Origin of the sequence: Borrelia puertoricensis (assembly GCF_023035875.1) — a bacterium.
GTDB lineage: Bacteria > Spirochaetota > Spirochaetia > Borreliales > Borreliaceae > Borrelia > Borrelia puertoricensis.
In genome coordinates this window covers 27393-50972 of record NZ_CP075388.1, presented here as the reverse complement: position 1 = coordinate 50972, position 23580 = coordinate 27393, and the positions used below count along the sequence as shown (strand labels likewise).

The following is a 23580-nucleotide window of genomic DNA, read 5'->3' as shown; positions in this document are numbered from 1 at the left end:
ATGGAAAAAGATTCAGATGTAAATACAGAAGAAGTAGTAATACAGACTAATGATAATAGCTCTTCTGATAAGTTTAAACGTATAAGTCAAGAAGAGTTTGAAGAGTATATGCAGCTTAAAGAAAAGGTAACTCGAGAAGATGAAAGGGTTAATAAATTAAGTATAAATGACCGAATTGCACGTGAACTTGCAAATGCGGAAGATAGAGAGCGAGTAGAGAAACAGTTACTCTTAGAAGCTGAAAAGATAAATGAAATTGATCAATTAGCAAAAGCACATTTAAGCAAGCATTTTGATAAAGATACTCTTCTTTCTAAAGGTTATTCACTGAAAGAAATAATGCAAGCACAAAGAAGAGAGTTAGTGAGAAAATTTGTTCCTAAAGAACAAATAAAAGCTATTTCCAAGCTAGATAATTTTGAACATTTAGATGGAGAGATATTAGAACAACTTGTATCTTTAGCAAAAGTAAATATAAGTATGAGAAAACGTGCTGCAAGTAATATTGATTCTAAGCGTGGTGATATTATCTCTAAAATAGAGAATAGAATATCATTATTAGATTCAGGGTTCTCACCAGTTAACTTTGATGAATTTAATATTTCTGTTGCAAATGCTTATAAAGATAGAATACATGAGTTTTATAACCTTAAAGAGAAAAAAACAGCTTAAGGAGATATATGCATGTCAGAGACTATAACAAAACTTAAAGAAGAATATGATAAAAAGGTAAAAGAAATACAAGACCTAATGAAAAATCCAAATAGGGATCCTGGTCTTTTTAGTAATAATGTTGATTTTAGAGATAAGAATTTAACCTTTGCTAATTCTGGTGGAAGTATCACTTCAAAAGTAGATAAGTTAGAGAATTATCCTGTTAAAGGATATCCATACAAACGTGGTGTTAAGTTATCTTATGAGGCAAGTGATAATACTGAACCTTGTGTAGAAGCTGGGGGTGGTACTGATTTATATGGTATATGCATAGATATTGATGACTTTACTGGTATAGCAACTGTACTGCCAATAACAAATAATTTTACGGGATATTTAGTAGTAAAACAGAGCAGTCAAAGTTCAATTAATCCTGGAAATCAAAATTAAAATTAATACAGATGGTGAAGTTGAAAATAACAGCAGTTCAGGTGGTGTTAATGGAATAGCCTTATCAAAGGCATTTCAAGTTAATACTAACTTATACATAGCATTAGTAAGTATATGTGGAAACAGAGGTAGTTAAGAATAGTGACTAGCAAAGCAAACCCATCAAAAGATGAACTTAGAAGTGATCATGATACTCAAACTGATTTTCAAATGGGTGATATTGATTTAAGTGATACAGAAGATCAAGAGCTTTTTAAGAATCTATTACAAGAATCCCAATTACAAGAGGATTCTACAAGATCAAAAAGACGAAGTAAAAGAAGCACCCCAATATTAGAAGAAACTACTGAAGGTAAGTCACTTAAAGAGATTATCTTAAAATTAAGGAAATACTTTAAGAGTTTTGATACTCAAGCTGCTGTGTTTAAAGCACCAACTACTTTTCAAGATAAAAACATAAGAGTAGATGCAATTTCACAATCTCTCTCAAGTAGTACAGATAAATTAGAAGAATACCCAGCTTTAGGATTTCCATATAAGCGTGCAGTAAAGCTAAAAGTAGAGACAGATACTAAAAAAAATGACGAAGTTCAAGTTGAAGTTAGTGATGGGAATAACATGTATGGAATATGTGTTGATATTGATCCTTATACTAATGTAGCAACTATACTTCCTATTACGAATAATTTTACTGGATATGTAATTGCCCAAAGCTCTGATAGTTTTAAGATAGGTGATAAATTAGATTTTAATTCTAATGGAGAAGCTGTTAAATCATCTAATACCTCATCAGTCAAAATTAATGCTATAGCATTATCAAATAAATTTACAATACAACTTACTAATGATGAGAGTAAGAAAAGCAATGATGAGTATACATTAAATTTAGTTAAAATAGCTCTTTATGGAAATAAAGCCATTGGTTAAAGGAGAAGATTTACATATGTCAAATGTAACTCAGTTAGTACAACAATATGAAGAGAAAGCTAATAGTATTAAAAAGTTAATGAAAAATCCTATTAGTGATGCAGGGGTTTTTAGTAATAAAGTTGATTTTAGGGATAAAAATTTACACTTTGCCAACCAAGGTGGGACTGTAACTAGTAGTAAAGACAAATTAGAAAATTATCCTGTCAAAGGTTATCCATACAAAAGAGGAGTAAAACTAGTTGTAGAAAATCCAAGTACTTCTAATAACAATCCACACTATGAACCACATGTTGAGGTTGGTGGTGAGAATGATCTATATGGAATATGCAGTGATATAGATGAGTTTACTGGCATAGCAACAGTAATACCTATTACAAATAATTTTCAAGGGTATTTAGTAGCCAAACAAAATAGTGGTATAAAAAGAAAAGATAAAGTTAAATTTGATACAAATGGTGAGCTTGAAAAAGATAGCTCAAGTAATGGCAAAATTAATGCCTATGCTTTATCAGATGCAATTTCACTTGATGGTACTACAAACAAAATTTGCATAGTTAATGTAGCTATTTACGGTAATAAATCTAGATAAACTTAAATTAGTTAAAGGAGGTTAAAGATGTCAGAATTATATGATCAAAATTATTATGCAAAAGAAATAGCGAATATTTTCTCAGAAATTAAATTACCAGTATTTTATAACTGGTTTTCAAAAGAACAAATTGAAGATGTTGATTTAAAGATGGGATATTTAAAAACAATTAAATGGGATGCATTTCTTAATGCTAATCCTACAACATTAGTAAATGAAGTTAATACTATTGCAACCATTGGATTTCGTTCAGAGTCAGTGAGACTTAATTATTTAAAGTTACAATATAAATTTAGACACTTAAAACAAACTTCTGAAAAATTTTATAAAGATAATGATTATGCTGGAGATGTAAATAATAATTTACTTCCATTTGGGGAGGCATATAAACTTGCAACAAATGAAATAATAAAACTAATAAATCATTTTGTATTAACAGGTACTGTGTCAATCCAAAAAGATGGAAAGAATCAAAAACGAATGTTACCTAATATGTATGGGCTCTTAAATATGCCAGATCAAGTAAAAGAAGAGGTAAGTAGCAGCGACAAAGAAAAAATGGATAAAATATTTGAAAGTATCGAAAAGGGTCTTGCAAAATTAGAGCTAGGAGATGAATTCTCAACTCCTATGATGGTATTAGTTGATCCAGTAACAAGTTTAAAGTTAGTTAAACCATATGCAATAACAAATTCTTCTTCATCATCTAATGTTTATTCTTCTAATGATTCTTGGGAGGACTTCCTTATTAAGACAATAAAAGCTGTTAATAATAGAAGAGAAGTATATATTGAAACAAGTAATTTACTTCAAAATCAAATACTCATTTATCCATTAAATGCTGAACTAATTAAGTTCAAACCAAGTAAATATATGCTACCAATGCCAAATGAGCAAGTGGATAGAGATTCAACTGATATTGCACATTCATATCTTGATTTTGTACTTGGTGGACTCTTAGCAACAGAGAAAACAATTTTACGAGTTGATATTAAACAATCTTAAAGGTTAACCTGGTAATGCAACAGAGAACAGCTCAACAAGAGATAGAGAGACAAGAAGAAGAATTATTTATAAGCAGGCTTCACTCTAATATTATTTCCCTTTTGGGAATAAGCATAGAAGAATTTTCTATTCAAAGCTTTATGATGCAAATTAATCTCTTAGAGTCAATATTATTAGCTAATGGAATACAGTCAGAGAAGCTTACTTATAATGATATCTTCTTGCTTACTTACTATCATATTGGATGTGAACTGAGGAAAAAGGGGATTGTCCGTGAACTTGAATTTGAGAGAATAAAGAGAGAAAAATTCAATGAACTTGAAATTGACTATCACCCTATATCTGATACTAGTCAATCTGACAGTTGTAATAAAAACTTCTGTTTACGATTTGATGCGTATCTAGATAAAGTTAAAAGAGATACTACTTCTCCTTCCTGTATAGGAGTTGTGTAATGAATAATCTTAGAGATAAGTTATCACAAATGTCACAACGTATGATATTTACATACAAAGCCCCTGCTCCTTTACGTTTATATAAATTTGAAACTATTACACTTGATGATAATTCTTATCAGAGGGTATTTAATAAAGAAGACTACTTAGAATTTACAGGCATTATTATAGATATAAGTCCCCAAGAATTAAGGATGATTTATGACTCAAATTTATTTGACTTACAAGGACTCTCTAAACTTTATACAAGTGATGATATTATCTTCAATCTTCAAGATAGAATTTCTATAGGTGATAATTATTACGAAATAGTAAGTATTGACTCTTCTATTGGTTACCAAACACTAATTTTAAAGGATATTGTATGGAAATAGAGTTAGAGGTTGGTTGGTTTGGGGGCAGAGCTAATGTTGCACGCATGCATGAGATTGGCGCTAATAATTTACCAGTACGTAAACATTTAAGTGAAGTTGCTGCTAGTTGTGAGTTTAGAGAATATATCAGTAATGATTATATAAAAAATGAATTTAAACGTGATCCTAGATCTGGAATGAGTGCCATTGGAGAAGCATTTATAACTTATTATCAAAATTATGTATTGTCAAATAAAATCAAGCCTGAACTTAGTCCAAATACAATTAAGCAAAAACGAAAAAAAAGGTAGTGGTAATCCAGAAATTACTCTTGTTGATACTTCACGAATGCTAAATGAGATTAGTTATAAGGTGAATTGAGTGCTTATTGGGTTAGAGGTTATACTTATGCATATAATTAAAATACTAAATGACTTTAAAGAATATGCTCATGCTAAAAGTGAAAACATATGTAAGGTTATTAATACATATAATCATCCATATCTACTCTCTAATATAACTACGAGCGAACCTAATATTATTGCATTTAAATTTACATCTGAAGATGGCTTACTTGCTCACAACTCTCATTATGGTACTTTTTATGATAATATTTGTGAGTTTAATATTAACTTCCAAATATTTATTATCTCTCTTGTAATAAATTCAAATGACTATGATGCTTACAATAGAATGTTGACTTTATATAGTTTGCTTAAAGAATTTTTACATAACAGAGTAAATAAATACACAGTTAAGGACGCTCATGAACCTGACTACATAAAACATCTCAATATATATATACGTCCAACATCTAATATGCAAAATACAGGTCTCATTACTTTGGGAACAAAATGTAGTAACACTGCTTATAGCTCATCAGCTAGTTTTAAAGCTGGAATCCAAATATTTGAAAGGAAGGAGTAATACTTTGCCACAAGATACAATTAGTGTAAATTTAATTAGTAATAAAGTACATAACACAACAATAAACTATTATTCTCCGTTACTAGTTTATAAAACATTAAAAATTAATGTGAATAAAGATAGTGCAAATTATAAAGTCTTAAATCTTACAATAAATAACTATGAAAAGCAAATAGAAGCATTAGAAAAAGAAAATGGAAATGGACAAGATGAATTTACTAAAGAAAAAGAACTATTAAAGAATGCTATGTCTGATTTCTTTAACTCTCCCAGTGTAGCATTAAAATCTGCTATGCTCTTTATTTATAAAGATAAACCTGAGACTATTAAAACTTATCTTAAAACACACAGACACTCATTTGTTGTTCTAATTAATACTTATGATAAAGATAATAATGGTGATGATGGGCTAGTTGTATACAAAGATGATTACTTGAAATTCAAGATGCCAGATACTTTTTTTGTTTTTTCTACTAAAGAGAGTGAAATAAAAGAAATATTTAAAGATAAAAGCTCCCTAGAGAAAACAAATAATATAGCTATTTATAGTAATAAGCGAGATAATCTACATCTTAAATTTATAAGTCGATATTTATATGAAGCTTGTATGTTTCACAGTGTAAATCCATATGGCATGAATCTTGCTGCAAGACCACTTGTTGATGATGAAGTAATAACTAAACTTAGAGGTGCAAATATTAATTTTTATTCTTATCTTAACGAAACAGGTCTTGAGAGAGTATCAGCATTTAAAGAAGGAGTTGATCTTGCGGGAAATCCTATTGACCAGTTATTTACTTATCAATATATAAAACAAGAAGCAATAATTGAACTTATTAGAGTTTGGAATATTAATAATAGACAAAATAGTAAATTATCTAGGTTGCAATTATCTGGAGATAGAGATAATGCATATACATCAGCAATTGAATGCTTACTAAAGAGATATATAGAGAGAGGACTTATTGTAAGCTACTCAAACTTAAATATTATACTCTCACCATCACCACAACTTAAATTAGAACTAACTATTGATATTACTTATAACTACAGTATCAACTCTCTCTCTTTCATTATTACAACCAAAGATATAACTGATTACTTAAATAAACTCGAAAATTAAGGAGGAGATATGGGATTATATGATTTAAAGGAAGTTTATCTCTCTATCTCGGGAAGACAAATTAATAGTGGAAAATTAGAACTTACAAGTGAACCTACAACTAGAGCAGTAATTAGTAATGAAGATAGAGGAATGCCTGTTATCAGTCTTCGAGATCCCAAAACCATTACTTATATATTTAGTATTGAAGTAACACTTGGTAGTCATGATTACATATTACTAACTCAAATCTCTGATGACCAATTTTACAACATGAATGTAAGTAAAGAAGATAAAATGATGGATTTGGTATTTAATGATAGGATAACAACAAAAATAATCAGTAACTGTGCTGTATTTACTGAAGAACCATCAAGAAGTTACTCAGCAGAAGCAGAAAAAGTTACTTTTGAAATTAGAGCTATCAATTGCCAAAAAATAACACCTAAAAATTAAAGGACACACAATGATTACAAGATATAAAATGAACATATTAAGCAAAGATAAAACTTATGAATACCAAATAAAAGTATTACCTGTTTATACGTGGGACTCTATACTTGGATTTAATCAAGAAGAAGCTATAAATAAACTTAATGATGTTAAGTATTTGAAAGAAATAACTAATTTAATGATCAAACCCGGGTTTTTAGATGAGTTTTACGTAATACTGGATTACAATAGAGAATTCATAAGTTATTATAAAGATTATCTTATTGCTATTCTTTATTCTATAGAGTTTAATACATTTCATTTAGACTCAGAATTTAAAAAACCAGCCCTCCTTTTTCTTAAAGAATATGAGAATAATGTTGGTGATTTTGTTACTTTTAATTACATTACCGATGAATTTAATTATGAACATATAATTTCAAAACTTAAATCAAAGGCTAATAATGAAACATATAGATAAATTTGTTGAGAGTATTAATGCTACTCGTACTCGTTACTTTGCTTTAATTGACGATATAAAAAGACATAAATATTGGCTACCAATAATTACTGGTATTTGTTCTTACAGAGAAATTAAATGTATGACATACGATGAATTTATAGAAGTAAGCAATATTGCTGAAGCTAAGCTAGAGAAGGAAATTCTTGAACTGATTTTATCTAAATAAGGACACTTATGGATAATAAATTTACCATCAAATTTAAAGGTATACTCGATCATGCATCAACGAAAAAAACATTAGAGAGAGACATATCAAAATTAGAAGAGAACTTAAAACCCAAACTTTCTTCTCTCAAAAGTACTAAAGATATAATTAAAGCTAATTTAAAAGATAAAAATGCAGAACTTGCAAAACAAAATAAATATGAACGTTTAAGAGAGCGAGTAGAGAAATTTAGACTTACTGAGACTAAAAAGCTAATGAAGCAAGGACACAGCTTCGAAAAAGCTAAACGAGAAGCTTTTAAACGATCTACTATGTCTACTAAAGACTTACGTAATTTAGAATTTAAATCACTTAAAGAAAACTCTAAAATGCAACAAAATTTAATAAAAAAAAACAATTTGACTTCTAAAGTCATAATAGGAAGTGCAATTGGTAATATAATAGCTAGTTCCATTAAAGGTGCTTCCTCTAATATGTTTGCATTTGCAAAATCATCAGTAAAAGATGCTGCAGAAAGAAAACGAATAGGTACCCTAAACTCTAGAATTTTTAACTCAACTGAAAAAGGCAAATTATTAAATACTATATCGAGAATTAAAACATTTGAAAGGGGAAGAGAGAAGGAAGAATTCTTAAATAAAGCTGCTGTTATTAAAAGCACTCTTAATAATCTGGGAATGAATAATGAAACTAATATGAGAAAAGCAGTAGAACTTGCAGCTAAACTTAAAGCTAGTGGACTCTCATCAAGTGATGATGCTATCTCTTCAGTTGTTGATTTACTTCGTGGAGAAGGTGGTTCAATCTTTAATTTAATGAGTCAATTTGATAAATTTGGTAACAAGTATCTTGAACATGCTGAGCGTAAATGGCAACAGGATACTTTTCACGATATGGGTTCAAGAATAACTAAACTTGATGAAGTTTTAAGTGATTTTAACGAATTAAATCTCACAAATACTACAAGCTCTTATGACTCTGCAACAAGTAGTATGGATAAGATAGATGAAGAATTAAAAAAACTAACTGCGTCCACATTAACACCTTTAATGGATTTTTCCGCTAAAGCACTTAAAAAGATAAATGAATTTAACTTTCACAAAGATATCGTTGATCCTATAATAAACGGAATTAAAAGCATTTTTAGTTTAGATAGACTTATTGCAAGACTTAAATCAATATTGCCCTTATGGATGGGAGGAGATAGTGGTGAGAGCTTATCAAAAATTACTCATGAAGATAAATCTATTACTACTCCTCCCAGTGGTACTTAAAATAGGGAGACATTTATGCAACCTATGGAAATATTTCAAATTATTAAAGATACTGTAACACAAATATTTGCTTTATTTAGCACAGATAATTTTATTGTTCTCTTCCCAAGACCTGATCTTAAGGGACTTGGGTATTTGCCCCAATTATTCTTTATTAAACCTAAATTTGAACTTATAACTCGTACTTATAACACCACATGTTCCAAACGTCCTGTAATTAATTACTACTTAAGGAAAGCTGAATATGTAAGTTATAACCCTGTACTTACAGGAGAAGTTATTGCTTTAAATGGTGGTGTACTTACAAGTCTTTATAAGAATATGTTAGCTCCACTGAAATTAACTCCTTTTGGTAACTCACTACTTGAATTTGATAGTAATTTAGTTAAAGAACAACTGGCTGGTAGACTTCAAGCACAAGTTCCCTTTACTGCTTATAGTCCAACTTTTGGCATTAAAGAATTAGTTGTAATTACTTCCCTAACATTTAAAGATGTGCCTTTCATAGATGAAGTTGAGCTTAATCTTAACATGGAAGTTATTAAAACCTTTCATTTGGATAAATACAAAGGATAAGCTTGTGATATTACTTAAATATGATTTTAAGATTGAATTTTACTCTACTACTAGCTCAAATAAAAATATTACTGGTGATGCAACACCAGAATCTTCTCCTAAAATCATTATCAACACACAACATGGCATTTATGTTGATATCTCAATATCTAATGTTTATTCAAGTTACAATTTTGTAAGGGCAAAACAAGCCAAACTTGTTCTTTGGAATTTACACCTCGATTTCAACAATCATATACATGAAGGAGATATTGTAAAGATATACTATAAAAAATTTGCTCATGAAGACTCATTTACATTTATCATGGCAGGTTATCTGGGAGTCCCAATGAGCAGTGACTATCCTAGTGGTGATTTTAGCATAGAGCTTGAACTTCATTTAGCATCAAAGAGTAATTTCTTTAACCGAGAACTTGAAACAAAACAATTTAAAGGAATGACGGTCCAGGACGCTATAAACTTTGCCTTTCCGGGTAGAAATATAATCAATATGAGCACTAATGACAGACTTAAAATCATAGAAGAGCATATTTATGCTAGAACTCCAAAAGAATTTATAGAAAAATTATCTAAAAAATATATACAAAATGTTATTGCTGATGTTGGTAATGGAGTTGATTTGGTTGAATGTAATCTCATATTCACAAATCATCAATTAACCGGTCCTGATGCTCATTATGAGTCACTTGAAGATTATGGTCTTGAATTTATCCCAAAGCAAGAAATTACTATAGGCACTACTCTTAATATAAGACTTATATATTGGAGAGCAAAGCTTACTTATACTCATAAATTAAAAGTTGGTGACAGAGTATCATTTAGAGATTCTTTGGGGAATATAATAAAGAGCACGATTTGTGAAACTAGTGCTTCTCTAAGCAATTCTGGTGAGTGTTCACTTACCTTAAAGCTTTATGATGACATTAATCATCTAAAAATGAAATAAAGGAGAGGATATGAATTTTAATTATGAAATTTATAGAATGAATCAGAGCATGTCTGGTTCTGCTTTAACTCAAGAAGAGAGCAAAGAATGGATAGCTAACAATATATGCATATCAAAAATAGGAATTATAAAATCATTTAACAGCGATACTCAAGAAGGTATTGTAGAAATTGACGAATATAAAGGACTTGAGATTCACACTCGTAATATATCAAATATCAATCTAAGTCTTCACAAAGATGACAGAGTAGTACTTCTTCAATCAAACATTAATCTATTTAATACAGATGACAATATATATTTTGATAAACATCATTTTTATATATTAAGTGCAATTGACCCTAAGCATCTTAAAATATATGCTAAACATAAGTTGGATATACGTAATGAGATAACTAGTCTTAAAGACATCTTAGAGGCAATAGTAAATGCTATTAATAACTTAAGAATTATAGGAAATTCAAGCATTGATTACTCTTCTCTCTCTTACTATACATCAAAAATAAATAGCAAAATTAATAATTTATTTAATTAGTTTTTTAATATTTTTGTTATACATTTCCTTTAAGTTAAAGGTTAAAGATTGATTTACATAGGTTAGTATGGATTTAAAGGTTGATTTGCAGTTTAATTTAGTATCAGGCTCAGACTTACAGATTGCTGATGGAATAGAAGAGCAAAAACAAAGATTATTTATTTTCCTTAAAACCCCTAAAGGAAGTCTTGCTCTAAATCCAACATGGGGATTTGATTATACACATATCCTTAAATTATGTAAGCTTGGCACTCTAGATCAAATTAAATATTATCTCTACTCTGTTGCCCAAGAACTGGACATTGATCTTACTGGAGTTAACATTAATATAAACTCAAAAATATTACAAATTACTCTCTATTTTCCTGGTGATTCTTTTCAAACGGAGATTTGCATATGAGTATTGCTTTTGATAATAATTTCGGCATTCTAAAACAAAATATCTCACAAATAATTAACACAAAGAGAGAATATTTAAAACAAACACACGGTATTGTGATAAAAGATGACCCATCATCCATTTACAACATCATAGCTGCTTCTCTTGCTACAGTTGAGGAACAAATAATTAATGAACTTAACATTTTTATGGATAAACTTAAACCACAAGGTGAGTATTGGAAGGCTATAGAGTCTCATATAAGTGTTAAAAGCACCACTCATGAAGCATTAAGAAATGCTATACTGAACTTACCGAATGTAAAATACGTTAACATTGTAAGCACAGCAGGAAAAGCTAATATTTATCTTATTGTTAATGATACCATCTTAAACGACTCTAAGAACACAATTAAAGATTCTACATTCAAAGCAAACCTTTGGGAAGTACTTTATAGCACTATTCCTAGTGGAACTATCTTAGAAGGTGATATTGATATTGATGGAATAAATAGCCACAATCAAGTTAAATCTTATAAAGTTTCTCTAGGAAAGACTAAATATATCTATCTTAAAGTAAAATACAAACTTGACCTTAAAAATCACATTTATCTCAATATCGACATGCAAATAAGAGAAATATACAGGAGAATTATCAATAATAATTACTCTGACATGGGAATTAGTTTTGAATATCAAGATTTTACTGCTCCGGTTAATGAGATAAAAGGCATTCAAGAACTTAAAATTAATGCCTGCATTAAAGACAATCCTGAGACAAGTATAAGTAACATTAGCGCAAGTGATTTTAAAGAGAATCAAGATATTGAAATCAGTCCATCAGAAATACTTAACTTCAGTCTCACTGAGAGACTACTTATTGATATTCAAACTTAAGGAGATATATTGAGCATACCAGGTTTTCTTCATAAAACACAAATAGAAAAATTTATACGTTCAGAATTAGATTATGCAAATAAAATACTTGCTGAAATTAAGAGCTTAAATTCTAATTTCTCTGGTATTATTGCTAGTAACTATCTATCTTCTCATTTTATTGCTGTCTGGTTATCAAACGTATTTAAAACTTTTCACTATAAAAGTCGCCCATTAAAAGAGCTTGCAAGCAATATTGACAGCGTCATTTTTGCTTTAAGACATATTGGTACTGATGAGTCATTTATTAGATTATTTAAAGCTTTTCTTAATGTTGATATTGAAATTACAACACCAGAAGCTGGAGTTATTAGTATTAAATTACTTGGAAGTATAAAAACTAATTTTATATCATATATTACTCCTAGTACTGCTGTTGGAGTAAAACCCAAACGTATACGCTTACGTCAATCAAAACAAGGATACGAAGATAAATATAAAACACTAGCATTCAATTTTATTCCTAAAGGATATTCTCATTCAATTTATGCTTTTATTAAAGGCATGATTCCTATAGGAAGAAAACTTAAAATTATTGACAATCAAAATATAGAAGTTGTTTCTTTTAACTAATGGAGGTATCATTTGTCAACAGATGAGAGACTTTTAATGGACGAGAATGAATTTATACAAATTAAAGATTTAAATAGGGTAAATGATATAAAAAATAGTGATTTACTTTTATTAGATGATGGTGTTGCAAGTTGTAATGCAATTACTTATGAAAACTTCCTTCAAAAGACTAAAGATAAAACGTTTAAAGGAGAAGGATTATCTTATTTTAAGGAAGTAATTAAAGACACTATTGCAACAGAACTTGCTGAGAATAGTGAATTTACAGATAAACTTTACTCTAAACTACTAAGCAAACTTATGAATAATGACTCAAGTTATAAGAGTAATTTATCTAGCTATATCAGAAGTGATCTTACAAGTAATATGAGTTCTTATTCGCATTTCTCTAGTTCAGACAAATTTGTTACTATATCAAGTTATAACTCGCTACAAAAAACTACAATACCAGAATATTTAACAGGCATTCCTTCAAGTTTTAGTTTATCAAGAGAGAGAAGCTCTAGTTCTTATATTTATGAATCCTCTCTTAGAAGTAAGTCTTACTTACTAGATATGACATCTGAGTACAGCAACGAAGATGTTAAACTTATATTTTATAAAAGTGATGATGATAAGCCTATTTATTTAGATATATATCTTGACGTAACAATTAATGCTGGTGGTAGCAAATATACAAAAAAAGTATCTGTTAAATATTCTGATGAATCACAAACATCAATAATATACTATAATAGTGCCAAAAATGCTTACATAGACACTGTAGTACCACTATTTAGAGGATGGTACATACAAAAATATAGATATCTAAGCGGAAATCGTGTTCCGGTTTTAGTAAAACTGTAATTTTACTTTGTAAAACTTAATAAATTATTAGTTTTTGGTACTTTTTGTAATATACTTTATTTATCTTTTTTATGTGAGGTTACAAGGTTAATGGATCATTTCACTTTAACTAAATTGTCTGAAATATCAGAACTTTTAATTAATATCAATGAAATTAAATTAATTGTCATTGCCACTTTTATTTTAGGTATAGGACTTATCTTTAAACCGGTAATTAAAGATATCATAAGTTTATTAGCAACTAAATTTAAAAGAAAGCATAAAGGAAAGGATTAATCAATGACTCTTGACATTAGTTCATTAAATACTGCTTTAAATGCAATAGAAACATTATTTAGTACACTGTCTAATTTTGAAGATGGCTCTTTTAACGTGAATGCTCATAAAATATTTATGCTACTTAATGAAGTTTACACAGAATACAGAATTATTTTCACTAAAAACATGGAAAGATTAGAGAATGCATTAACGCCCCAAATCCAAGAAGCATTAACTCCTATTAATAACAAAATACAAGAATTTATAGAAAAGGTTAATAATAATCCTGAAAACATGAGATTGCCAAAATGGGAAGGAACAAAAGAATCATATTCAAAGGAGTTATAAATTGAATTTAACTACTGCAAAATTAAGTATAGATATACTAAACAAATTTACGGAACTGCTAAAACAAGACTCAAATACCAACACACAAAAATACATTAATATCTTTAGCAAAGTAGTAAATTACTTTTATTCTATGTACAGGGATAATTTAATTAAAAGGGAACAAGCTGAAAGCACGAAAATACTATCTCAATTTGATGACATTTTAAGAATTAATTTAGAGATAATAGATAGTTCTAATGAACATTTAAGTAAAGAGAATACAAAACGCATTGCTTCACTACGTTTAAAGAGAAATAAGCTTATGGAAGCTTATATTAATAAGCTTAAAGAAGAGGACAGAAATAATGAATAGACTATTTAAAGTTATTTTCATTTGTGCTATTACTCTAATTATGAATTGCACAACCATTGCTTCCTTAACTAAAGAACCAACTATGCCAGATGATTCTAATTTAGAATCAATAAGTAAATACGAATCTGAACTCTCAAAATACGTACTTTATTTACAAGGATTTTTAGTTGATGCTAAGAAAAAAATGAAAAACAAAGATTTTCCCAAATTTTTTTTTTTGATGCAAGCAAATTAAAATCAGAACATACAATCAAAGCATTAAACTTTAATATCTCCCTACTGCAAGAATATATCTCTCAAACAAAACCTATTGCTGAAGATGTATATAAAAGATATACGAAATTAAAATAATTTTAATGAGTAAGCCCCTATTGGGGCTTATCTTTTATGCAGTTCTAAACAAACAATCAAATTCCTTATCAGTAGATAAGTGCCCAAATAATTTCAGTGGACTATTTCCAAGCTTATCTAAATCAAAAGCTAAAAATATATCAAATTTTTCTATCTTTTCTGGGTCTCTACTACTTTTACTAAAATACTCTTTTATCAAATTACACCAATACTGTATACTCTTTAATGTTTTATTTTTATTAAAGTATTCAAGTATACTCGAATCATCTCCAACTTGAATAGATTTAAGATAAGAATTTATCTCTTCTAAACTGTTAAATGGTTTATTAAGAACAAATTTATGCATGTTACGTGCTGCTATGAGTAGATTTTTATAATACTTAAACTTATTTGTCTCTACATTGCTCTTAGATTTAGATTGGTCAGTATGAACAGTGTTTTTATCCTCTACATTATTTCCTGATATATTTACTTGTGTATTCCCATCATTGTTTTTGGCAAAAGCTTTAACTCTCTCTCTATTATTTTCTAGCTCGGGTAATGATGAACTAGCATCAGTGTCAACTTCACTCTCTATTGATAGGTATCCTACAAGAGCATATCTTTTATGATATGTTATGCATGAACCTACAAGTTGCGATAAAGTATTTTGATTCTTGGCGCCTAGAGAAGAAAATTCTTCTGTGTAAATTGGAGTATCAAATGACTCACAGTACCCACTACTTGGACTGTAAAATGTTGTTGTAATAACATTAATTGTATTATTTCCCACAACTTTAAATGTTGGACATTGCAGGAAATCAATATCTAAATTGTTACTCTTTATAACATTCTTTATCTCTCTGATTATCTCATTGAAATTTTGATATTTATACCCATATCCATTAAGATTCTTAGCAACACCACTTAAATTCATACGTAGACTGTATAGAGATTTTAGAAAGTTTACCCTTGCTTGATTCTCATCAGTTACTAAAGCTTGATTATTTACTCTTATATCTGTTACTTTTCCCTTTTGTTTACCCAGTTTCTTAACTGCTCTGCGCATTCTAGTTCTTGTATGTTGATTTTTAGTTTTTGTCATATTTAAACTCCTTTTGTTCTTCTTTATAAATAAAATAATATAACAAAAAAACTATTTTTGTCAATTTATCAATAAAAATTTATAAATACAATAACTTAAATATGGAATTAATGTATAAAACTACCTAACAAAAAATTAGAGTTTAATTAAAAACTCTTAATAGAATACTTAACTAAACTCTAACGTCTCTAACATGAAAGAACAAAAGGTAGTTCACAATGAACAATACCTAATAACGGATTATATTACTTTTTCAAACAAAATTCAATTAATATTATCAAATACTAAATATTTATTACTTATTAGATAAACCCAGTTCAAAATTTTACAAGAACAATTTATTATTCAAGTGAACTCATTTCTTCTTTTTAATATTCATAATTAAAATTATTATTATTATGTAATAAGACGAAATCTACTACTTCCTTTATAATCCCTTTACTTATTATCCCTTAAATTCTTTATATTCTTTCATAACTTCTTCTAGTAAGTCCTTTTTGTCTCTAAATAATTTATCCATTAAAAACCCTGTAAACTTAGCATTTTTTTTATAAAAATCATAACTATCCTGATTTTTAAGCTGAAATCTTAAGGGTTTTATTGGATTTTGTCTTGACTTCTTTATTGTTTTAGTTTCCTTATTCCTTAGTATGACTAATGTTTCTAATATTCCATTTTTTATCAAAAATTCTTCTTCTATAATTCCTTCTTCTATTGCATTAGCAATCTTTAAATAATTGTAAACTTGGGCTCTTGCAAGTCTAAAATCTTTAGAAAAAGCATCAAAACTTTTATAACCATCTAACTTATAATACTGATTATCTTTTATTTCTTTTAAAATTTTCAATGTTTCTAGTTTACAATAAATTTCTTTTTTAGAATTAATTTTTAATTTTTCTTTTAAAGAATTGTAATAATTTAATGCACCATCATTAATAACATAACTTCCATTATCCTTTAAAACCCTTTTATTTATCTTTATATCCATTCCAAACTCCTTTTTAATAAATCGTCTAATAATTAGACGATTTATATTTTCTTTTAAAAAACTTTCTAAAATGCTTTCATATTCTTTTATATAATCTTTACTTAAATCAAAAATATTGTTCTCTGCAATTCTCCTATTTAAGTCTTCTCTTTCCGATATTATCCCTAAAAATCTGTCACTTTTGTTTAAAATCTCAAACAATGCTTTATGCGTTTTGTTTTTTTTAAATCTTGTTATTATCAAAAATATAGGTAAAGCTAACTTTAATTTTTGCATAAAAAAATTAAATAAATCTAAACTTTCAACTGCCCACTTCTCAGCCGTCATTGGAACTATTACATAATCACTACATATAAGTGCATTTCTTAATGTAATGTCTAAACTAGGATTTGTATCAATAACCATATAATCATATTCAAAACATAAAGTACCTAAACTAGTTTTTAATAAAATATCTTTACATTCAATTTTTTCTTCATTAAAATTATGTAAAGTTAAGTAACTAGGAATTAAATCAAGGTTATTATCTATATTAATGATAGAACTCTCAATATCTATGTTTTCTTTTAAAATCTCATAAATATTAAATTTAGTTAAATTAACATTAAGTTTTTCTATCTTTTCATAAAAATAACTAGTTGTTGATGCTTGTGTATCCATATCGATTAGTAAAACTTTGCACTTTTGAGCCAATAATGTTGCAAGTATGATTGAGCTTGTACTTTTTCCAACTCCACCTTTAATTGATGCGATTGTAATTATTTTAGGCTTTTTTCTATCCATTTAGTTATAAGACCTCCTCCTGGTAACTTCTTCCCGTAAAATTCATATACTTCTTTCTCTAAAGTCAAAAGTGTTGTTATTAAAGAACTGTAATATTTTGTATCGAACTTCTCTTTTTTAAGTAAACGAGATATCCCTTTAAGGTAACAACAAACACTACCCTTTTTAAATCTAAATTCTATGTAATAAACTTTTGAAAATGTAGATGTTTTTATTACTCCATTTTCTTCATATTTCATAACAATATTTTTTATTGGTTTTCTGTATCTATAAAAAATTCCTAAAAATTTGTCTCCTTCCTTTATAGGAAATAAATGGAAATATTCTATCTTGTTTTGATTAAACAGTCCTCTAAATGAAATAAAAAACATACTTTTTATACTTTTATAAATCCCAAATTTGTATAAATCTTCCATGATTTTAGTGTGATATATTTTTCTACCTTCAATCTCTTCTATCTTAATAAAAAGAAGTTTTTCTTCCTTTGGAATTAACCTTATATTTTTTCTTCTCTACATTTTCTATTACATCATTCATAACAAGTCCTTTAATTAATAACCTGTTTAAATTCATTATCATTCAGGTATTTTTGATCATTCTTTATTAAATCTAAAAAATCATAGTAATACTGATTATTAAATACTTTTCCATAATCTAACCTTTCCTGTTTACCCAAATATTCTTTCAATAATGGTATAAACATTTCAATTCTTACTTTATGCTTTAATTGATCAATGAGTATGCTAAAGATGTTGTCCCTAATATCTCTTTTATCTTTCTTAGTATTTGATTTAACACGCTCAACTGACTTCTTAAGTTTTCCTATTATCTTTTTTAAATCACTGTATTTATTTTTTTCTATGATAAAGTGGGGTTTGTTCTTATATTGTTCATATACATTTTGTATTTGGTTCTCTAATTGTTTACTGTCATATCCCTCATTCTTTAGATTGGCTTTTGTTTCATCTAGTATCTTACTTAATTCTTTTTGTTTGCTTTTAAGTTTATTGTTATTTGATTTAATCCTGTCTATGTGTTTATACACATTATTTTCAGCTGTTTTGATGGCTTTAAATGATTGAATCTTAAAATCTTTGTCCACTTCTAAATCTAAAATAGAGAGAAAAGCATTTGATTTAAAATTGCATTTCTTAGCGTACTTTTCTACTTGTAATTTTTCTATAGATTTTATGTTGTTTTTATCTTCTTCTTTATTATTATAGATATTATTAAAACACTCCGCTTTTTCTACACTCCCCTTTTTATTACATTTTTTTTTAAGTAGCTATTTACACGGTTTTTGTGTCTTTCTTCTTTTTATCTCTAAAGTGTTTATTGATTATAAGGTGACATTCTTTTTTAGAGTATTTAAGTTTGTAATGAACTTCAGTTCCCATGTTAACACCCAAGTGTTTGTGATAATTAATTGTTACTTTAAATACTTTTTCTAATTTATAAAGATATTTTTGAAGTGTTTTAAGAGTAGTTTCTTTATGACCATTGCGTTTTAAGTTTCCATTAAAGTAGTAAAGTAGATTGCTTTGTGTGTATTTTTTATGTTTATTATTGATATAATCAATTGTTGATATTGCTACTATTAGTTTGTGTTGGTATTTATTGTGGCATTGTGTATCAAGCTTTATAGCTTGTTTATTCCCCATTATTAAACTCCTTTTGTTCTTATTACTGTTAATAATAACCCAATTATTAGTAATAAGTAAATCATTAGTTAGTAAAAAATAAAATATTTTGTTAGATTAACAAAAAAATATATCAAAAGTTTTGACAAAAACAATTTTTGTTATATTATTTTATTTATAAAGAAGAACAAAAGGAGTTTAATATGACAAATATGACAAAAACAAATGAACAAAAATTAGAGGTGGGGATGCAACAATTTGATTTGTACAGGCAAATGGTATTTAAGGGTTTTGAATCTTTTGCATATCAAAGTCAAGAAAATCTTAAAGGTAAACAAAAACAGTTAAGTAAAATAAATAAGGTAGGACGTAAATTACCAAAAATTGGTAAGAATGAGTATTTCAAGTTTAATAGTAAGGTTGACTTTAGTATGCAAAGAAGAGCTTTACACAGGGTAGGAGCTAGTGAAGTTGGTAGTCTGTTTATGGGAGCTGATTATTTAGAAGAGATGTTTATCGTAAGAATTCTTAAATCTATAGGAAGGGAAATGCCTTTTGAAGATAATTTGAGTATTAAAAAAGGAAAGGCTTTAGAGAATTTAATAATTGACGAATTTGTAAAAATTTATGATAAGAATATTCATATATTACATAAAAATAAATATTCAAACGGTATTGATAAATATAATTACTTTAAAAAAGTTGGTAAGAGTGATTGTTTAGTTGGTGCTACAATTGATGCTTGGTTTGTTAACGGGGAAGGTGATGCTGAACTTTTAGAGATAAAATGCAGCGATTCATTTCAAATACAATGCGGTGCTTCTGAATATAATAGAATTGGTAATTTTCTAGATAATAAATATTTCTTTAAGTATTACGTACAAGTACAGATGCAACTCTTATGTACAGGATTAAAAAAAGGAAACTTATTCTTTTTATATTGGTGGAGATACTACAAACTGTGTTATTGAAAGAATTTATAACAAAAGAGCTATGTGATGTAGATTTTAAGCCCAATTTTAGAATTTGTAAAAATGATCAACAAGAGATTGATGAAGACAAGTACGGATTTAAGTAGACGTTTAGATGAGATTAATGCATTGCAATCTGAAATTGACAAAGTGAAAGAAGAGACTTAAAAGGCTCGAGCGTTAGTTTACAATATGTTGTTTTCAACTTTTCACTTTTAAGTAAATAATAAATTCCTTGAATATAACAAAAGATACTACCTTTTTTAAATCTAAACTCTATATAGTAAGCTTTGAATACTATAGGCTTAACTGTCTCCATGAGCTTTGTCATATCTTCTTCAATATTTAAGAATTATAGGTTTTTCTGTAATCCATAGTAAATGCCAAAAAATTTATCATCGGCTTGCTTTTTTAAACCAAATAAACTAAATCGACCTTTTTTATCGATATCGATGCCAACCTCTTAAAGCGATAAAGAACCTACCGGTTCTTCTTGACTAATTCCAAAGAGTAAAAATATCTGTACAATACCTTTGTATAATAGATTGTTCTAGTACCTTTTCTTTCTATTTTAGAAAAAAGTTATTTGACCTTTCTTTGTTCTCGATTCGATTTTTTTCTCTTTTCTTCAGTATTTTCATTGTACTTTCATCCTTTTTCCTTTAGTTTAGTGTTGGTCTTTTTAATCCTCATTGTCAGATTTTTTAATTTTTAGGGCCCAACCATTCTTTTGTTCGTATTACGCTATCTTCATATCTTTTTTTTTGTTTACATTTTCTTCTATTTTGTCTAAAAATCTCATTGTTTTCCATTTAGACACATTTTTTATTAGATAATCTGTATTGTTTATTATCTTACTTTTACTTTCTTTTTCTATTTTTTCTTTATTATTTATATATTTATTATTAGTTATATTATGACTGACATTTTTAGTTGCATTTTTAGATTTAAAAATTTTAAACCTCCTATTTTTGAAATATTTTTTTTGTGTTTCTTTTGTAAATATGAATACTTTATTAACATCATGTTCGGTGATTTCTTGTTGAGCTTTAAGCAGTCTTTTTAAGTTATTAATGCTGTATTTAGTTATTGTATATCTTATGTATGAGCCATTTCCTTCACCTAGTCTTAATAAAGTTTTTTTAATAATGCCTTTATTGCATAGGAATGCCAAATCTTTTCTTAAAGTTCTAAGTGTAATTTGTTTAAGACTATCTTTAAGTAGAAAAATGTTTAATGTATTTAGAATGAATGTTTGATTATACTTGATTGCATTCTTTTGAAAATATCTAAGTATTGATAGTATTTTATAATATCTATTGTGATATTCCTTTAATGGTTTTGAATAGGTTTTAACCTCAAGGTTTGTATTTATCATTTATTTGCTCCTAATTGTATTTATAATCATGCTCATGATACATAAGTTCTATTGAAAAGTAAATACAATTTTTGTTTTTTGTTTAATAAAAGTTTTTCTATATATAATTTAACAAAAAAATATAACAAAAATTGTTTTTGTCAAAAAATTTTTGTTATATTATTTTTTTATAGATAACTCAATTAGGAGATTAAATATGACAAAAACAAATGAACAAAAATCAGAGGAGGGGATGCAACAATTTGATTTGTACAGGCAAATGGTATTTAAGGGTTTTGAATCATTTGCATATCAGAGTCAAGAAAATCTTAAAGGTAAACAAAAACAGTTAAGTAAAATAAGTAGAGTTGGACGTAAATTACCAAAAATTGGTAAGAATGAGTATTTTAAGTTTAATAGTAAGGTTGACTTTAGTGTGCAAAGAGAATCGTTAAAGCGTATGGGAGCTAGTGAAGTTGGAAGCATGTTTATTGGAGCTGATTCTTTAGAGAAATTAATGCTAGAGCGAGTACTTAAAGCTATAGGAAGAGAAATACCATTTGAAGATAATTTGAGCATGAGAAAGGGAAAGATATTAGAATCTTTAGGATTTGATGAATTTGTTCGTATGAATGTGGATAATATTGAGGTGTTACATAAAAATAAATATGCAAATGGTATTGACAAATATAATTACTTTAAAAAAGTTGAGGGCTGTGAGACATTAGTTGGTTCAACAATTGATGGATGGTTTGTAAATATTGCTGGAGAAGCCGAGTTACTTGAGATCAAAATTAGTGATAATTTTTACTTAAAAAATGCAGCTATTGAATACAACAAGACTGGTAATTTTTTAGAAGATAAATATTTCTTCAAGTATTATGTTCAAGTACAAATGCAGCTACTGTGTACAGGTTTAGATAAGGGAAATTTATTTTTTATCATAGGTGGAGAAGCTATAAACTGTGTAATTGATAAGAGTGATGATTTTATTAGTTATATAATGACTGAAGTTTCAAGATTTAGGGGGGAAGTTAGTAGTATTGCCCAGTCTTTAAAGTTCAAGAGTGATATTGATATTAAAAATATTGATTTAGACGAGCTTAGTGATATTATAAGCAGGGAGGGTTTTTGAAAAATAATTTTGTATATGAAGAGCTATGTGATGTAGATTTTAAGTTCTGAATTTTTAGAATTTGTAAAATCAAGTCAACTTGAGATTGATGAAGACAAAATTTTGGATTTAAGGAGATGTCTATTTAGAGGAGATTAATGCATTGCAATCTGAAATTGACAAAGTAGAAGAGGATACTAAAAAGGCTCAGGCGTTAGAGTTTGTCTAGGTTAACCAAACCTATTAAAGATAAACTTAAATTTCAAATAGATGATCTTTATCGTAAATTTTCTTTAAATGAACATATATAAATTATAACTTTGATGGGAATAGGTTCTCTTTAGATATGAGTAAGAGAGCTATTAAGGATAGGTTTAAGTTTTTAAGCTGTGTTATAGACTTTACTTTTAGTAGTAATTCAAATGAATGGTCTACACCTATTTTAAAAGCTGTTTAAGGGGACCTTTATGAGATTTATGTTTATGGTTTTATTTGTAGTAATTACTTACAAGATTTTAAAATTTTTATGTAAGTTTGGTGTGAGAAGTATAAAGAATCTCGTTCAAGCTTATTATGCAAGAAGAGAATTTTTAGAAAATCTTGAGAGACTTGATTGTGATTTAAGACGTATGGAACTTTTAAGTAGGCTTCGTGATGAGGAGAGTTCTGGTGTTTGATATT

General features: G+C 27.9%; 31 protein-coding genes and 5 pseudogenes. 28 read left to right on the top strand and 8 right to left on the bottom strand.

Features of this window, described 5'->3' with window-relative positions; translation table 11 throughout:
- The 25 genes and pseudogenes from bpuSUM_RS06805 (at nt 1) to bpuSUM_RS10080 (ending at nt 14962) form a co-directional block, all read left to right on the top strand.
- A complete protein-coding gene (locus tag bpuSUM_RS06805; RefSeq protein WP_247066737.1) occupies nt 1–672 on the top strand; it encodes a DUF1357 family protein in 672 nt (223 codons plus the stop codon).
- A 12-nt stretch (nt 673–684) separates the two neighbouring features.
- Nucleotides 685–1240 (top strand): annotated as a pseudogene (locus tag bpuSUM_RS06800) (DUF228 domain-containing protein).
- Nucleotides 1241–1245: 5 nt separating this feature from the next.
- Nucleotides 1246–2031 carry a DUF228 domain-containing protein gene (locus bpuSUM_RS06795; protein WP_247066566.1) on the top strand — a complete coding sequence of 262 codons (786 nt, stop codon included), beginning with the start codon at nt 1246–1248 and terminating at the stop codon, nt 2029–2031.
- A 16-nt stretch (nt 2032–2047) separates the two neighbouring features.
- Entirely contained in the window at nt 2048–2623 is a 576-nt protein-coding gene (locus bpuSUM_RS06790) for a DUF228 domain-containing protein (RefSeq protein WP_247066564.1), read from the top strand.
- 27 nt (nt 2624–2650) lie between these two features.
- The gene (locus tag bpuSUM_RS06785) at nt 2651–3628 is read left to right on the top strand and encodes a hypothetical protein (protein WP_247066562.1); all 978 of its coding nucleotides are present in this window, start codon (nt 2651–2653) and stop codon (nt 3626–3628) included.
- A gap of 14 nt (nt 3629–3642) precedes the next feature.
- Nucleotides 3643–4083, top strand: coding sequence for a DUF3890 domain-containing protein (locus bpuSUM_RS06780; RefSeq protein ID WP_247066362.1), 441 nt, complete (start codon nt 3643–3645; stop codon nt 4081–4083).
- A complete protein-coding gene (locus bpuSUM_RS06775; protein ID WP_247066470.1) occupies nt 4083–4457 on the top strand; it encodes a DUF1506 family protein in 375 nt (124 codons plus the stop codon). The genes bpuSUM_RS06780 and bpuSUM_RS06775 overlap by 1 nt, the downstream gene beginning before the upstream one ends.
- Nucleotides 4448–4817 (top strand): annotated as a pseudogene (locus bpuSUM_RS06770) (hypothetical protein). Before bpuSUM_RS06775 ends, bpuSUM_RS06770 begins: the two are co-directional and overlap by 10 nt.
- Before the next feature lie 27 nt (nt 4818–4844).
- Nucleotides 4845–5363 (top strand): DUF764 family protein, encoded by a 519-nt coding sequence (locus bpuSUM_RS06765; RefSeq protein ID WP_430644658.1) that lies wholly within the window; start codon nt 4845–4847, stop codon nt 5361–5363.
- Nucleotides 5364–5367: 4 nt separating this feature from the next.
- Complete coding sequence (locus tag bpuSUM_RS06760) at nt 5368–6486, top strand: DUF787 family protein (protein ID WP_247066642.1); 1119 nt, start codon at nt 5368–5370, stop codon at nt 6484–6486.
- A gap of 9 nt (nt 6487–6495) precedes the next feature.
- On the top strand, nt 6496–6921 hold the full coding sequence (locus bpuSUM_RS06755) for a DUF1463 family protein (protein WP_247066456.1): 426 nt from the start codon (nt 6496–6498) through the stop codon (nt 6919–6921).
- Between the two features lie 10 nt (nt 6922–6931).
- Nucleotides 6932–7378: a DUF1473 family protein gene (locus bpuSUM_RS06750; RefSeq protein ID WP_247066635.1), complete on the top strand. Its 447-nt coding sequence runs from the start codon at nt 6932–6934 to the stop codon at nt 7376–7378.
- Entirely contained in the window at nt 7362–7586 is a 225-nt protein-coding gene (locus bpuSUM_RS06745) for a DUF1322 family protein (protein ID WP_247066633.1), read from the top strand. Before bpuSUM_RS06750 ends, bpuSUM_RS06745 begins: the two co-directional genes overlap by 17 nt.
- Nucleotides 7587–7594: 8 nt before the next feature.
- Complete coding sequence (locus bpuSUM_RS06740) at nt 7595–8860, top strand: DUF759 family protein (protein ID WP_247066718.1); 1266 nt, start codon at nt 7595–7597, stop codon at nt 8858–8860.
- Nucleotides 8861–8875: 15 nt separating this feature from the next.
- Nucleotides 8876–9436, top strand: a complete 561-nt coding sequence (locus bpuSUM_RS06735) for a DUF792 family protein (protein ID WP_247066546.1) — start codon at nt 8876–8878, stop codon at nt 9434–9436.
- A 4-nt stretch (nt 9437–9440) separates the two neighbouring features.
- Nucleotides 9441–10382 (top strand): DUF693 family protein, encoded by a 942-nt coding sequence (locus bpuSUM_RS06730; protein ID WP_247066629.1) that lies wholly within the window; start codon nt 9441–9443, stop codon nt 10380–10382.
- 10 nt (nt 10383–10392) lie between these two features.
- Complete coding sequence (locus bpuSUM_RS06725; protein WP_247066621.1) at nt 10393–10917, top strand: DUF777 family protein; 525 nt, start codon at nt 10393–10395, stop codon at nt 10915–10917.
- Between the two features lie 67 nt (nt 10918–10984).
- Nucleotides 10985–11317 carry a hypothetical protein gene (locus tag bpuSUM_RS06720; protein ID WP_247066619.1) on the top strand — a complete coding sequence of 111 codons (333 nt, stop codon included), beginning with the start codon at nt 10985–10987 and terminating at the stop codon, nt 11315–11317.
- Nucleotides 11314–12192 (top strand): DUF276 domain-containing protein, encoded by an 879-nt coding sequence (locus tag bpuSUM_RS06715; protein ID WP_247066617.1) that lies wholly within the window; start codon nt 11314–11316, stop codon nt 12190–12192. The genes bpuSUM_RS06720 and bpuSUM_RS06715 overlap by 4 nt, the downstream gene beginning before the upstream one ends.
- 9 nt (nt 12193–12201) lie before the next feature.
- Complete coding sequence (locus tag bpuSUM_RS06710; RefSeq protein ID WP_247066708.1) at nt 12202–12804, top strand: DUF735 family protein; 603 nt, start codon at nt 12202–12204, stop codon at nt 12802–12804.
- A 12-nt stretch (nt 12805–12816) separates the two neighbouring features.
- Nucleotides 12817–13650 carry a DUF685 domain-containing protein gene (locus bpuSUM_RS06705; protein ID WP_247067184.1) on the top strand — a complete coding sequence of 278 codons (834 nt, stop codon included), beginning with the start codon at nt 12817–12819 and terminating at the stop codon, nt 13648–13650.
- Between the two features lie 90 nt (nt 13651–13740).
- Nucleotides 13741–13926: a BlyA family holin gene (locus bpuSUM_RS06700; RefSeq protein ID WP_247066419.1), complete on the top strand. Its 186-nt coding sequence runs from the start codon at nt 13741–13743 to the stop codon at nt 13924–13926.
- Nucleotides 13927–13929: 3 nt separating this feature from the next.
- On the top strand, nt 13930–14256 hold the full coding sequence (locus bpuSUM_RS06695; RefSeq protein WP_247066609.1) for a BlyB family putative holin accessory protein: 327 nt from the start codon (nt 13930–13932) through the stop codon (nt 14254–14256).
- Nucleotide 14257: 1 nt separating this feature from the next.
- Entirely contained in the window at nt 14258–14611 is a 354-nt protein-coding gene (locus tag bpuSUM_RS06690) for a BlyB family putative holin accessory protein (RefSeq protein WP_247066606.1), read from the top strand.
- Nucleotides 14604–14962: pseudogene (locus tag bpuSUM_RS10080) on the top strand (BBA14 family lipoprotein). Before bpuSUM_RS06690 ends, bpuSUM_RS10080 begins: the two are co-directional and overlap by 8 nt.
- 34 nt (nt 14963–14996) lie before the next feature.
- On the opposite strand, the gene bpuSUM_RS06675 reads toward bpuSUM_RS10080, so the two are convergent.
- The 6 genes and pseudogenes from bpuSUM_RS06675 to bpuSUM_RS09975 all read right to left on the bottom strand — a co-directional run bounded on the left by bpuSUM_RS06675 (nt 14997) and on the right by bpuSUM_RS09975 (nt 19478).
- A complete protein-coding gene (locus bpuSUM_RS06675; RefSeq protein ID WP_247066602.1) occupies nt 14997–16046 on the bottom strand; it encodes an ERF family protein in 1050 nt (349 codons plus the stop codon).
- 445 nt (nt 16047–16491) lie between these two features.
- Nucleotides 16492–17034 (bottom strand): chromosome replication/partitioning protein, encoded by a 543-nt coding sequence (locus tag bpuSUM_RS06670; protein ID WP_247066600.1) that lies wholly within the window; start codon nt 17032–17034, stop codon nt 16492–16494.
- A 48-nt stretch (nt 17035–17082) separates the two neighbouring features.
- A pseudogene (locus tag bpuSUM_RS06665) lies at nt 17083–17817 on the bottom strand (ParA family protein); the annotation flags it as partial.
- Complete coding sequence (locus tag bpuSUM_RS06660) at nt 17793–18233, bottom strand: DUF226 domain-containing protein (RefSeq protein ID WP_347343298.1); 441 nt, start codon at nt 18231–18233, stop codon at nt 17793–17795. The pseudogene bpuSUM_RS06665 and the gene bpuSUM_RS06660, both read right to left, overlap by 25 nt.
- A 131-nt stretch (nt 18234–18364) precedes the next feature.
- Entirely contained in the window at nt 18365–19042 is a 678-nt protein-coding gene (locus tag bpuSUM_RS09980; RefSeq protein ID WP_347343304.1) for a plasmid maintenance protein, read from the bottom strand.
- Between the two features lie 64 nt (nt 19043–19106).
- Nucleotides 19107–19478 carry a plasmid maintenance protein gene (locus tag bpuSUM_RS09975; RefSeq protein ID WP_347343297.1) on the bottom strand — a complete coding sequence of 124 codons (372 nt, stop codon included), beginning with the start codon at nt 19476–19478 and terminating at the stop codon, nt 19107–19109.
- A 182-nt stretch (nt 19479–19660) separates the two neighbouring features.
- Here bpuSUM_RS09975 and bpuSUM_RS06650 point away from each other — a divergent pair, with 182 nt between their 5' ends.
- Nucleotides 19661–20428 (top strand): YqaJ viral recombinase family protein, encoded by a 768-nt coding sequence (locus tag bpuSUM_RS06650; RefSeq protein ID WP_247067180.1) that lies wholly within the window; start codon nt 19661–19663, stop codon nt 20426–20428.
- Between the two features lie 121 nt (nt 20429–20549).
- Here bpuSUM_RS06650 and bpuSUM_RS10075 read toward each other — a convergent pair whose 3' ends face one another.
- Nucleotides 20550–20747, bottom strand: a complete 198-nt coding sequence (locus bpuSUM_RS10075; protein ID WP_430644664.1) for a DUF226 domain-containing protein — start codon at nt 20745–20747, stop codon at nt 20550–20552.
- 385 nt (nt 20748–21132) lie between these two features.
- Nucleotides 21133–21806, bottom strand: a pseudogene (locus tag bpuSUM_RS06645) (plasmid maintenance protein).
- 196 nt (nt 21807–22002) lie between these two features.
- Here bpuSUM_RS06645 and bpuSUM_RS06640 point away from each other — a divergent pair.
- Nucleotides 22003–22920, top strand: a complete 918-nt coding sequence (locus tag bpuSUM_RS06640) for a YqaJ viral recombinase family protein (RefSeq protein ID WP_247067233.1) — start codon at nt 22003–22005, stop codon at nt 22918–22920.
- A gap of 446 nt (nt 22921–23366) precedes the next feature.
- Complete coding sequence (locus bpuSUM_RS06635; protein WP_247067231.1) at nt 23367–23576, top strand: hypothetical protein; 210 nt, start codon at nt 23367–23369, stop codon at nt 23574–23576.
- Nucleotides 23577–23580 lie beyond the last annotated feature (4 nt).

What these genes read in the sequence shown, in the direction of transcription:
- bpuSUM_RS06805 (WP_247066737.1), top strand. Translation starts at nt 1, where the DNA reads ATGGAAAAAGATTCAGATGTAAATACAGAAGAAGTAGTAATACAGACT.
- bpuSUM_RS06790 (WP_247066564.1), top strand. Translation starts at nt 2,048, where the DNA reads ATGTCAAATGTAACTCAGTTAGTACAACAATATGAAGAGAAAGCTAAT.
- bpuSUM_RS06785 (WP_247066562.1), top strand. Translation starts at nt 2,651, where the DNA reads ATGTCAGAATTATATGATCAAAATTATTATGCAAAAGAAATAGCGAAT.
- bpuSUM_RS06780 (WP_247066362.1), top strand. Translation starts at nt 3,643, where the DNA reads ATGCAACAGAGAACAGCTCAACAAGAGATAGAGAGACAAGAAGAAGAA.
- bpuSUM_RS06775 (WP_247066470.1), top strand. Translation starts at nt 4,083, where the DNA reads ATGAATAATCTTAGAGATAAGTTATCACAAATGTCACAACGTATGATA.
- bpuSUM_RS06765 (WP_430644658.1), top strand. Translation starts at nt 4,845, where the DNA reads ATGCATATAATTAAAATACTAAATGACTTTAAAGAATATGCTCATGCT.
- bpuSUM_RS06755 (WP_247066456.1), top strand. Translation starts at nt 6,496, where the DNA reads ATGGGATTATATGATTTAAAGGAAGTTTATCTCTCTATCTCGGGAAGA.
- bpuSUM_RS06750 (WP_247066635.1), top strand. Translation starts at nt 6,932, where the DNA reads ATGATTACAAGATATAAAATGAACATATTAAGCAAAGATAAAACTTAT.
- bpuSUM_RS06745 (WP_247066633.1), top strand. Translation starts at nt 7,362, where the DNA reads ATGAAACATATAGATAAATTTGTTGAGAGTATTAATGCTACTCGTACT.
- bpuSUM_RS06740 (WP_247066718.1), top strand. Translation starts at nt 7,595, where the DNA reads ATGGATAATAAATTTACCATCAAATTTAAAGGTATACTCGATCATGCA.
- bpuSUM_RS06735 (WP_247066546.1), top strand. Translation starts at nt 8,876, where the DNA reads ATGCAACCTATGGAAATATTTCAAATTATTAAAGATACTGTAACACAA.
- bpuSUM_RS06725 (WP_247066621.1), top strand. Translation starts at nt 10,393, where the DNA reads ATGAATTTTAATTATGAAATTTATAGAATGAATCAGAGCATGTCTGGT.
- bpuSUM_RS06720 (WP_247066619.1), top strand. Translation starts at nt 10,985, where the DNA reads ATGGATTTAAAGGTTGATTTGCAGTTTAATTTAGTATCAGGCTCAGAC.
- bpuSUM_RS06715 (WP_247066617.1), top strand. Translation starts at nt 11,314, where the DNA reads ATGAGTATTGCTTTTGATAATAATTTCGGCATTCTAAAACAAAATATC.
- bpuSUM_RS06700 (WP_247066419.1), top strand. Translation starts at nt 13,741, where the DNA reads ATGGATCATTTCACTTTAACTAAATTGTCTGAAATATCAGAACTTTTA.
- bpuSUM_RS06695 (WP_247066609.1), top strand. Translation starts at nt 13,930, where the DNA reads ATGACTCTTGACATTAGTTCATTAAATACTGCTTTAAATGCAATAGAA.
- bpuSUM_RS06675 (WP_247066602.1), bottom strand. Translation starts at nt 16,046, where the DNA reads ATGACAAAAACTAAAAATCAACATACAAGAACTAGAATGCGCAGAGCA.
- bpuSUM_RS06670 (WP_247066600.1), bottom strand. Translation starts at nt 17,034, where the DNA reads ATGGATATAAAGATAAATAAAAGGGTTTTAAAGGATAATGGAAGTTAT.
- bpuSUM_RS06660 (WP_347343298.1), bottom strand. Translation starts at nt 18,233, where the DNA reads ATGGAAGATTTATACAAATTTGGGATTTATAAAAGTATAAAAAGTATG.
- bpuSUM_RS09975 (WP_347343297.1), bottom strand. Translation starts at nt 19,478, where the DNA reads ATGGGGAATAAACAAGCTATAAAGCTTGATACACAATGCCACAATAAA.
- bpuSUM_RS06650 (WP_247067180.1), top strand. Translation starts at nt 19,661, where the DNA reads ATGACAAATATGACAAAAACAAATGAACAAAAATTAGAGGTGGGGATG.
- bpuSUM_RS10075 (WP_430644664.1), bottom strand. Translation starts at nt 20,747, where the DNA reads ATGGAGACAGTTAAGCCTATAGTATTCAAAGCTTACTATATAGAGTTT.
- bpuSUM_RS06640 (WP_247067233.1), top strand. Translation starts at nt 22,003, where the DNA reads ATGACAAAAACAAATGAACAAAAATCAGAGGAGGGGATGCAACAATTT.
- bpuSUM_RS06635 (WP_247067231.1), top strand. Translation starts at nt 23,367, where the DNA reads ATGAGATTTATGTTTATGGTTTTATTTGTAGTAATTACTTACAAGATT.